The sequence below is a fragment of the Frankia sp. CcMO1 genome, assembly GCF_977945845.1.
Window position 1 is genome coordinate 1 of sequence record NZ_CDWTMG010000175.1, and the last position, 10249, is coordinate 10249.

At 65.7% G+C, this 10249-nt stretch carries 9 protein-coding genes and 1 pseudogene; 9 read left to right on the top strand and 1 reads right to left on the bottom strand.

Annotated elements, in window-relative coordinates; all coding sequences use genetic code 11:
• Positions 1-83: 83 nt before the first annotated feature.
• Complete coding sequence (locus AC08OU_RS17845; protein WP_476602426.1) at positions 84-254, bottom strand: hypothetical protein; 171 nt, start codon at positions 252-254, stop codon at positions 84-86.
• A 666-nt stretch (positions 255-920) separates the two neighbouring features.
• Between AC08OU_RS17845 and AC08OU_RS17850 the strand changes: the two genes are divergently transcribed.
• From AC08OU_RS17850 to AC08OU_RS17890, 9 genes and pseudogenes are all read left to right on the top strand, one after another.
• Positions 921-2831, top strand: coding sequence for an acyl-CoA dehydrogenase family protein (locus AC08OU_RS17850; RefSeq protein ID WP_476605353.1), 1911 nt, complete (start codon positions 921-923; stop codon positions 2829-2831).
• Positions 2832-2880: 49 nt separating this feature from the next.
• Positions 2881-3081 (top strand): annotated as a pseudogene (locus AC08OU_RS17855) (ISAzo13-like element transposase-related protein); the annotation flags it as partial.
• Between the two features lie 61 nt (positions 3082-3142).
• The gene (locus AC08OU_RS17860) at positions 3143-3310 is read left to right on the top strand and encodes a hypothetical protein (RefSeq protein ID WP_476602189.1); all 168 of its coding nucleotides are present in this window, start codon (positions 3143-3145) and stop codon (positions 3308-3310) included.
• Between the two features lie 499 nt (positions 3311-3809).
• A complete protein-coding gene (locus tag AC08OU_RS17865; RefSeq protein ID WP_476605354.1) occupies positions 3810-4673 on the top strand; it encodes a substrate-binding domain-containing protein in 864 nt (287 codons plus the stop codon).
• A 359-nt stretch (positions 4674-5032) separates the two neighbouring features.
• Positions 5033-5770: an ATP-binding cassette domain-containing protein gene (locus AC08OU_RS17870; protein ID WP_462188023.1), complete on the top strand. Its 738-nt coding sequence runs from the start codon at positions 5033-5035 to the stop codon at positions 5768-5770.
• 110 nt (positions 5771-5880) lie between these two features.
• Positions 5881-6840 carry an ABC transporter permease gene (locus tag AC08OU_RS17875; RefSeq protein WP_476605355.1) on the top strand — a complete coding sequence of 320 codons (960 nt, stop codon included), beginning with the start codon at positions 5881-5883 and terminating at the stop codon, positions 6838-6840.
• Between the two features lie 124 nt (positions 6841-6964).
• Positions 6965-7186 carry a hypothetical protein gene (locus tag AC08OU_RS17880; RefSeq protein WP_476605356.1) on the top strand — a complete coding sequence of 74 codons (222 nt, stop codon included), beginning with the start codon at positions 6965-6967 and terminating at the stop codon, positions 7184-7186.
• A gap of 382 nt (positions 7187-7568) precedes the next feature.
• Positions 7569-8549, top strand: a complete 981-nt coding sequence (locus tag AC08OU_RS17885) for a CehA/McbA family metallohydrolase (RefSeq protein ID WP_476602251.1) — start codon at positions 7569-7571, stop codon at positions 8547-8549.
• Between the two features lie 83 nt (positions 8550-8632).
• The coding region (locus AC08OU_RS17890; protein ID WP_476605357.1) for an outer membrane protein assembly factor BamB family protein at positions 8633-10249 on the top strand (1617 nt) is incomplete at its 3' end.

Sequence of the window (10249 nt, forward strand, 5' to 3'; positions counted from 1 at the left end):
CAAACTACGGAGAATCACACGGTGGCCGCACCCGTTCGGACGCCACGCCGCCACCCCACACAGAGACCACACGTCGGCCACTGTCACTGGAGTACTAGTTGCTGGGTCAGCTCGGTCAGGTTGTCGGCCTCGCGCCGCCGCGCCAGATCGTCGCGGCTTCTGTACTTGTGGAGGTCGCGAAACTTGATCCGCCGGTGGGTGCCGATCAGATCGGGGTCCGGTCGCCCGGTCGCGCCGTCAACCTGGCCGGGCATCTCTGCCCGGCATCTCTGCCAGCTCCATCAACATTCACGGTTCCCAACTGCATCATCCGAAACAAACGCAACATCTGCAAGCCTTGTGCGCGGGCCGACATCGGCCGCGCCGCGCGGGCTGGACGTCGAGTGCCCGGGCAGCGCCGCGCCCGCCGCCCTGGACAGCCGTCCGGTCGTCCGGGCGAGACATTCGAGTAAACGGCTCGTTGAGGTGCTCGGCGTGTACATGCCGTCCCGATCTACCCTCGTGGATGTCCTGCGGCAGCCCGGCACACTGGTGCTACTGTTCCGCGACCTCCGCCCCCGCAGTGAGAGGTCGCGTCGCGGACGCGGTGACTACCAACGTTCGCGAGTTCGGGTCCTCATGATCGCGCGGCGGTCGAATTTGGGGGAGCCAGTCACGGTCCAGGGACCGCAGACCGTGCTCAGGTCCCCCAAATTCGCCGGCAGGGGGCGATCAGATGGAAGTCGACATTGATCGGTGCGGAGATCGGTGCGGGGGCCGGTGCGGGGGCCGGTACGGACGCTAACGGCACGTGGACGATCGCGGCCTGAGTGTGCGTGCCAGCTCGTGCGGATGGGCGCGGTGCGGGTAAGGAGTACGGGTAGGTAGGGACTGCATACCGCTGACGGACGGGATACCGCTCACGGACGGGGAGGCGAGAGATGGCGCAGGTGGGAGAACGGGAGGCGCGCAGGGTCGCCGAGGCGGCCCGGGAGGCCGAGTGGCGGCTTCCCTCGTTTGGCAAGGAGCTTTTCCTCGGTCATCTCCGGCTCGATCTGATCTCCCCGCACCCGCGGCCGAAGGAGGGCGACCGGCAGCGGGGGGAGGCGTTCCTGGCCCAGCTCGAGTCGTTCCTGCGGGAGACGGTGGACCCGTTGCAGATCGAGCGGGACGGGCGGCTACCTGGGCAGGTGATCGACGGGCTGCGGCGGATAGGCGCCCTCGGCATGAAGATCCCCGAGGAGTACGGCGGACTCGGGTTGACCACCGTTTACTACAACCGGGCGCTTGAACTGTCCAGCTCGTGGCATGCGAGCCTGCCCACGCTGCTCTCGGCGCACCAGTCGATCGGCGTGGCCGAGCCGGTCCTGGGGTTCGGTACCGAGGAGCAGAAGCGGACGTATCTACCGAAGGTGGCCCGCGAGGAGATCAGCGCGTTCCTGCTGACCGAGCCCGACGTGGGCAGCGACCCGGCCCGGATGAGCAGCCAGGCGGTGCCGGTCGAGGGCGGCGCCGCCTACGAGCTGAGCGGCCGCAAGCTGTGGACCACCAACGGTGTGATCGCCGATCGGCTGGTGGTCATGGCGGTCGTCCCGCGCTCGGCCGGTCATCGCGGTGGCATCACGTGTTTCATCGTCGATGCCCACGCACCCGGCGTGAAGGTGGAGCACCGCAACGAGTTCATGGGTCTGCGCGGCATCGAGAACGGGGTGACCAGCTTCGAGCGGGTCCGGGTCCCGGCCGCGGACCGCCTCGGGCGGGAAGGCGAGGGGCTCAAGATTGCCCTGACGACGCTGAACACCGGCCGCCTCGCCCTGCCGGCGACCTGTGTGGGCGGCGCCAAGTACGCGCTGCGCATCGCCCGGGAATGGTCGCGGGACCGCGTCCAGTGGGGTCGGCCCATCGGCCAGCACGACGCCATCGCCCAGAAGATCGCGTTCATGGCCGCCACCACGTTCGGGCTGGAGGCGATGCTGGAACTGTCCGGCCTGATGGCCGATGAGGGACGCGGGGACATCCGGATCGAGGCTGCCCTGGCCAAGCTGTATGCTAGCGAGATGGCCTGGCTGATCGCCGACGAGCTGGTCCAGATCCGCGGCGGTCGTGGGTACGAGACCGCCCAGTCCCTGGCCAACCGGGGGGAACGACCGGTACCGGCCGAGCAGATGCTACGCGACCTGCGCATCAACCGGATCTTCGAAGGCTCCACCGAGATCATGCGGTTGCTCATCGCGCGGGAGGCCGTGGACACCCACCTCTCGGTGGCCGGTGACATCATTTCCCCGGACGCGTCGGTCGCGGCGAAGGCCCGCGGCGCCGGACGGGCGGCTGCCTTCTACGGCCGCTGGCTGCCCGGCCTCGCCGTCGGCAGCGGGACGTCGCCGCGATCGTTCCTCGAATTCGGTCGGCTCGGCACGCACCTGCGTTTCGTGGAGCGCTCGGCGCGCAAGCTCGCCCGGTCGACCTTCTACGGGATGGCTCGCTGGCAGGGCGGACTGGAGAAGAAGCAGGCGTTCCTCGGGCGTCTCGTCGACATCGGCGCCGAACTGTTCGCTATCAGCGCGGCGGTCGTGCGGGCCCGGATGCTCGATGAGGAGGGCGAGCCGACTGCGATCGACCTGGCCGACCTGTTCTGCCGGCAGGCGCGACGCCGGGTCGAGGCGTCCTTCGCGGCGCTGTGGCGCAACGACGACGCCCGCAACTACACGGCGGCGCAGGAGGTGCTCGCGGGCCGCTTCAGCTGGGCCGAGTCCGGCGTGATGGACCCGAGCGGCGAAGGGCCGTTCCTCGCCGCGGAGCGGCAGCAGGCGGTCCCGACTCGACCGGCCGTCGACCTGCTCGCCACGGGCTGACCACGCGCGCGCATCGTGTGATCATGCCGGCTGGTGTCAAGGCCTCCCGAAAAGTGAGCTGGCCACCTTCGCTCACACGGCTGGTCTGGAGGTGACAGTCTGCCATTTTCCGCCAGGAACATCGAAATGGAACAGTATCGAGCACCGACTGTTCTCCTGGATCAGCGTCAACTGGGGTGGGCGCCCGCTGACCAGCCACGACGTTGTCGTCAACACGATCGGTGCGACCACCACCCGCACCGGGCTGACCGCCCACGAGCTGGCTGCACCACCCCACACTCACCGGACTGGAAGGCCCTGCCTTCACCGCCTTGCTGGCCAGAGTCGAGCAGTACCTGCTCGATCACCCGCCGGTCAGCCTGCACCACAAACATGCCCGGTACCACGTCCTGCGCCGCGGTCCCCTGTCGCTGTCTGACCGGCTGCTGGTCACCGTGATCCACACCAACCTGATCGACAAGGGCAACATCAAATTCTGAGGTTATTTTCCGGCAGATCCCTGGGGTCCCCTACCAAGCTGGCACGCTCGCAGACCCGCGGGTCCGGCCCCCGTCGCTGCTCGAGAAGCAGGCGTGAAACGAAGTTTCTATACGTCCTTGATAGGAAATGTCCATCCACCGTTCATTGGAACGTTGTTCCGTGCGGCTAGGTTCGTGAATGTGACGATCAGGCCCAGTGAGACCGGCGTGGCGAGCGTTGCTGACGCGCCACCGACCATGCTCGCATCGCTCAAACTCTGACCGCGGACGCTCTTGAGGAACACTTTTGAGGAACGCTGCTACTGATTCGCCCCACTCTATTTCGACTTCTTATTCACGCAGGAATACTGGAGTAGTCATGACGGCAAGACGGAAAAGACTTGCGACCGCGCTTGCGGTACTCTGCGCCGCGGCGCTCGCCGCATGCTCGTCGAATGGGGGTACATCGTCCACATCCCCAGCATCTTCTACATCCGCGGCGGGTAAGTCGATTATCTATGTGGCGCCCGTCCGCAACGGCGCCTACATCTCTGTCGCCTGCGGGGCGCAGGAACAAGCTTCGCGGTACGGGATGAGATTCACCGCGCAATATTCTCCAGAATTCTCGGCCGCTGCGCAGACGCCGCTCCTCAACGCTGCTATTGCGGCGCATCCCGATGTCCTTGTTGTTTCGGCGGCGGACACAAAGGGTATTACTATGCCCCTGAAACGTGCCGCTACGCAGGGAATAAAGGTAATTACCGTTGCTAACTGGATCGCCGACGACAGCTTTTTGACGAGCGTAATCGGCTCAAACTACTTCGAACAGGCGGCGAAGACGGCCGACCTTCTGGCGCGGCTGGCGAATGGGCGTACGGGGGATGTCGCCTACATCGGCTTCAAGCCAGGTGGAAGTGCCATTACGGACGCACGACAGAAGAGTTTCGAAGCCCAGATTAAGAAGTACCCCAATCTGCATCTACTCACGCCGACGATCGTGAGTCAAATTGATGCGGCAACGGGGGCCGCGACAGCGAGCGCGATCCTGTCCGCGCACCCCGACCTGCTGGGCATCGTCGGTTCGTTTTATCCCATGTCGAACGGCATGGCCCAGGCACTGCGTGAGCGCGGAGTTACCGGGAAGGTGATCGCTCTCCAGATGGACTCCGATCCAATCGGCATCAATGATCTCAAGAATGGAAGCCTGCACGGGATACTGGGTATAACTTTGCGCGATCAGGGCACCGCCGTGGCCGAGCAGGCGTTCAACGCGATCACCGGGAAACCGGTGACGAAGACTATCTCAACACCGCCGTTCGAACTCACGAAGGATAACGTAAGCGACCCGGGCCTGCAGAAATACGTCATGAACGAACACTGCTGAGGAGTCGAAATGAAATAACTTGCGCGTTTCGAACCCTCCACAGGCCTGTGACCTGCGATGATGCTCTCGATCACGTATTTGTTACTTCATTACGTCCCCTGAGTTGCCGCGACAGCCCACCGCCATTCCGACGGAGACCGATCCATGTCAGAAATTTGCCGGCTGCTGACCAACGATTTCTTTGGCTCGTTTGCGCGACAACTAACGTTGTGGGCCGCGTTATCTTCGACCGGAGCGATGGCGGCCGGGGCGGCGTCGTGAGCGTCCAGGACCTCCAGGGCAGCAGCCCTCCATCACAGGCCCAGGCACCTGTCCTGGAGGTACGCGGGATAACCAAACGTTACGGTCACGTCGAAGCCTTGCGGGGCGTTGACCTGGTGGTGCCGTTGGCCACGGTTGTCGGACTCATCGGCGACAACGGGGCGGGGAAGAGCACTCTCGTCAAGATCCTCTCCGGTGCCGAACAGCCCGACTCCGGTGAGCTTCTCCTACACGGCGAACCCACGACCTTGGCGACGCCGGTGGCCGCGCACGCTGCCGGTATCGAAACAGTCTTCCAGGATCTCGCCCTCGCTCCTGATCTGGACGCGGCGAGCAATCTGTTCCTCGGCCGGGAACGCCGACGCACCGGGCCACTGGGATGGCTCGGTTGGCTTGACCGCAGCGGAATGCGTCGCGAAGCGAGCGAGGCCTTCGAACGGCTCGGCGTTCAGATCAAAGATGTCACCGGCCCGATCGCGTCGTACTCCGGCGGCCAGCGCCAGGGCGTAGCCGTCGCCCGCTCGGCGTTCTGGGCGCACACCGTGCTGCTGCTCGACGAGCCCACGGCCGCGTTGGGTGTGGTCCAGACCAGGCAGGTCCTGCAGCTCATCCGCCGGGTCCGGGACAGCGGAATCGCGGTGGTGCTCATCAGCCACAACATGCCCGACGTGCTGACGGTGTGCGATCGGATCACCGTGCTGCGGCTTGGCCGGCGGGTATCGGATATATCGATTGAAGAAGCGGCGACAGAACGACTCGTCGCGGACATGACCGGCGCATCCACGGTGAACGACCCGCGAACGGCCACCATCGACGATGAGGCGAGCAGCACGTGACCGAACTAAACGACCGAACAGCTACCGTCACATCACGGAACGCCCGCGAAGAACCCCGGCGGGCCGTGCCGCCGACCGGTAACGGTGGCTCGCGCCGGCACACAACCTCGGTGGGCGCGGTGGTCCACAGCCAGGAGACGGTCGTCCTCGCGGTGTTGTTCGTCCTGCTTGCTGCTTTCGCGATTGCGAAGCCGAACAACTTCGCGACCAGCGGAAACCTTGAAAACCTCGCGCGTGACGCTGCGGTTCTCCTCGTGCTGTCCGTCGGCGTCACCTACGTGACGATCATGGGCATGTTCGATCTGTCGATCGGCAGTGTTCTGGTCTTCAGCGAGGTGCTTGCCGTCAAGGCAATGGAGGGAGTTGGCACGGACAATGCGGGCACGGCACTGCTCGGCGCGGCCGTTGCCGTCGCCGCCGGAGTAGCCTGGGGTCTGCTCAACGGCACGCTCGTCGCCACGCTCCGGCTGTCGCCGTTCATTGTCACGCTGGCCACGCTCGGCGCCGCCCTTGGCGCGGCGCAGTTGGTCGCCAAGGGCAACGATCTGACGGCGATCCCCTCCACACTGTCAACGTTCGTCAGCATCGACAAGGTCGCTGGCGTGCCGATCCTGGTGGCGATCGCTGTCATCATCGCGGTCATCGGCGGCGTGCAACTGGCAAAGAGCCGGTTCGGCCAGCTCACCTACGCGATAGGTAGCAATCCCGAAGCCGCCCGCCGGGTAGGTATCCACGTAACCCGACACATCGTTGCCGTGTACGCGATCGTCGGAGCACTGGCCGGCGCGGCCGGATTCCTTGACGCGGCTCGCTTCGGCACGACAAGCATCGGTGGACACGGCAACGACGCCCTCGCCGCCATCACCGCGGTAGCCCTCGGCGGCGCCAGCCTCTACGGGGGTCGCGGAACCATGCTCGGCACCGTCATCGGCGTTAGCATTCCTGCGGTGCTCCAAAACGGACTGGTGATCCTCGGAACACAATCCTACTGGTACCAGATCATTGTAGCGGCCGCACTCATCGCGTCGATCTATCTGGACCGCCGCCGGCGCGAATCGCAGCGGCGCTAAGGGGACGTAATGAAGTAACAAATACGTGATCGAGAGCATCATCGCAGGTCACAGGCCTGTGGAGGGTTCGAAACGCGCAAGTTATTTCATTTCGACTCCGAAGCCTTGGTCGACCTTCTACGGGATGGCTCGCTGGCAGGGCGGACTGGAGAAGAAGCAGGCGTTCCTCGGGCGTCTCGTCGACATCGGCGCCGAACTGTTCGCTATCAGCGCGGCGGTCGTGCGGGCCCGGATGCTCGATGAGGAGGGCGAGCCGACTGCGATCGACCTGGCCGACCTGTTCTGCCGGCAGGGAGGAAGCCAGAGGAAGCCAGGGGTTCGGGTCCCCGGGCCCCTACCCAGCTGACACGCTCGCAGACCCGCGGGTCCGGCCCCCGTCGCTGCGCGAGAAGCAGGCGTGAAACGAAGTTTCGATACATCCTTGACAGGAAATGTCCATCCATCGTTCATTGGAACATTGTTCCGTGCGGCTAGGTTCGTGGACGTGACGATCAGGCCCAGTGAGGCCGGCATGGCGAGCGTTGCTGACGCGCCACCTGGCACCCTTGCCGAACTGGTGCGGGGGCCGCCACGGTCGTCCATGCGTGCCTGAGTCCTGGGTCCCAGGGCCCCCAGGCAGCAAAGATCGCTCTAACTCAAGATCTTTTGCTGCTCGCCCTCGGTTCGATCACCTACCCGAAGACTAGCTTCAACGACCCAACCCAAGCCGCCAACCTTGGAGCAGCGACATGCTAGCAGCGGGCCATTCAACAGTGCAGTCCTCTCACGACGTCGATACCGCACTGCGCGCCTGGACCCAGCCCGGACAGCTATACCGCGGGCAGTTGCACTGCCACTCGACCGACTCGGACGGACTTCTGAGCGTCGAAGAAGTAATAGCTACATACCAGGCCGCCGGCCACGACTGGATCGTGCTTTCCGACCACTATGAGGCCACCTACGACTGGCGACTAGCCGACACCACGGCGTTCTCCTCCGAGGAGTTCACCGCGATCGTCGGTGCGGAACTAAGCTCCGCCGCCTGGACCGACCGTCACTGCTATTGGGTTACCGCCGCAGGGCTCCCACTGGACTTCGCCCCACCGCCGGACGACAGCCCCGCCGCCCACGTCGACGCCATCATGCGTGCCAAAGATGCCGGAGCATTTCTGGTGCTGCTACACCCCGGGCTCAACAACCTACCGCTCGGTGCCGCCGACACAATTTCTGGGCTTCATGCAGTCGACGCAGTCGAGATCTACAACCACAGCATGGCCACCATGTTGCCGCACGGTGCTGACGGCAGCTACTTTTACGACGGCCTACTCGAAGCCGGCCACCGACTCTTCGTCGACGCCAGCGACGACGCCCACTTTGAGCACCCCGACAGCCACGGTGGAGGCTGGCTACAAGTACGAGCCGAGCGCAACAGCCCGGACGCGATCCTCCAATCGCTAAAGGCAGGGTCCTACTATGCGACCCAGGGTCCAGAAATCACCGCGATGTCGGTTCGCGGCAACCAGCTTGACGTCCATACCAGCCCGGCACGCGCAATCGTGCTCGCCGGCGGCGGAGACCAGTGGCTGAACATGCAACAACAGCTCCCGACCCCTCATGAGCAGATTACATCAGCCACATTTGATCTCAGTGCCTTTAGTGGCAAGTACTGCCGCGTTACCGTTGTCGCCCCCGATGGCCGCTGCGCCTGGAGTAATCCATTGTGGCCATAACGAGCTCTTCTTGAGGTCGGCGACGTCCTCACCGAGTGTCGTAGCTCGTATCTCCGCGTCTGATCTCGAGAAAGGCTATCTTCATGCGTGGACGTGTCGTCACCGCCGACGGGCGGGCCTGTCCCGGTGTGCTCGTCAGCGACGGCCGTACGGTCACCACCAGCGCGACGGACGGGACGTTCTCGCTGGCCGCGGCGGGGCCGTTCGTGTTCCTTACCCGCCCCGCCGGCTATGCCGCCGACCGCTGGTTCGCCCCGGCCGCCGAGGAGTCGGTGACGTTCACCCTCACCCCCGTCCCGGTTGCCTTCCCGTACCGGTTCGTGCACGTCTCCGACCTCCACCTCCGCGATCCGGCACTGGACCACACGCTGTTCTCACGGCCGGCGGAGCTGGGGTCGGCGCAGGCGTTGTCGGAGTTCCTCGCGAGGGTCACGGAACGCGCCGGGGAGGTGTCATCGGTGATCGTGACCGGTGACCTCACCGATTTCGGCAGCGATGAGGAGTTCGAGTTGCTGCGCGGGACGGTGAGCACCAGCCCGCTGCCGGTACACCTGCTGCCCGGCAACCACGACCACATCGCGAACAACCCCGGGCTGTTCGACATGCGGATCACCCGCACCGGCTACCTCATGCATTCCGCCGATCCCGCCGGCTACGAACGTAACCTGGGCCCGCGCTGGTACTCGTTCGATCTGCCCGGGCTGCACGTGGTCGCGCTGGACTGGCTCACCCACGAACTCGGGCTCGACCACGAGGCGCAGGACGCCTGGCTACGCGCCGACCTGGCATCGATCCCGCCGCAAACCCCGTGGATCCTGCTGTCCCACGACCAGCCGTGGCGTTCCGTCCTGGACGGGCTGCCACGCCCCCCCGCCGCGACGTTCTCCGGGCACCGGCACGTCTCCCGGGTGGTCGAGGTCGACGGCACCCTGCACGTGAGCACCCCGACCGCGCTATTCGGGTCGCTGGACTACACCCCCCCGTCGTTCCGGGTCGTCACTTGGGACGGGCAGAAAATCACCCTGCATACCCGGGCGGTGGCACCCACAGGCCTGGAACGGTCCACCTTCGAGATACCCGACCCGCCCCGCCACCCACCGCACGCCGCCACGGCAGTGGTGCGCTGGCGCCACCAGCTGACCGGGGCCGGGCACCGGGCCCCGGCCCGCCTCGACGGCGACGAAGTAATCATCGGGGTCAGGCACGAGGACCGCCCCGCCGGAGCCGTCGAACTGCTCACCCTCGCGGACGGTTCCCACCGCTGGCTGGCCGAGCTGGGTTCCTCAGTCAAAGGCACCCCGGCGGTCTTCGCCGATTCGGTGATCGCCGTCGAGGTGGTCGGCGACGTGGTGAGCCTGGACCGTGCCACCGGGACGGAACGCTGGCGGGTACCTTCCCCCGACCCGCTGCGGTTGTTCGCCTGGACCGACCCGGTGGTGGCCGGCGGGCTGGTCGTGGTCGGTGACCTCTCACACCTGCGCGCGCTGGACGCGGCGACCGGCGAACTGCGCTGGGAACGACACGACCTGGCCCCCTACCAGACCCTGGTCGGGCACGCGACCCCCCTCATCGCCGGGGACACCCTGATCGTCGGCAGCTGCCCGCTCCCCCGCGGGATGATCGGCCTCGACCTACACACCGGCAGCACCCGCTGGGGACCCGCCGGCGGCGACGGCGAACTCGCCGGCACACCCATCGGC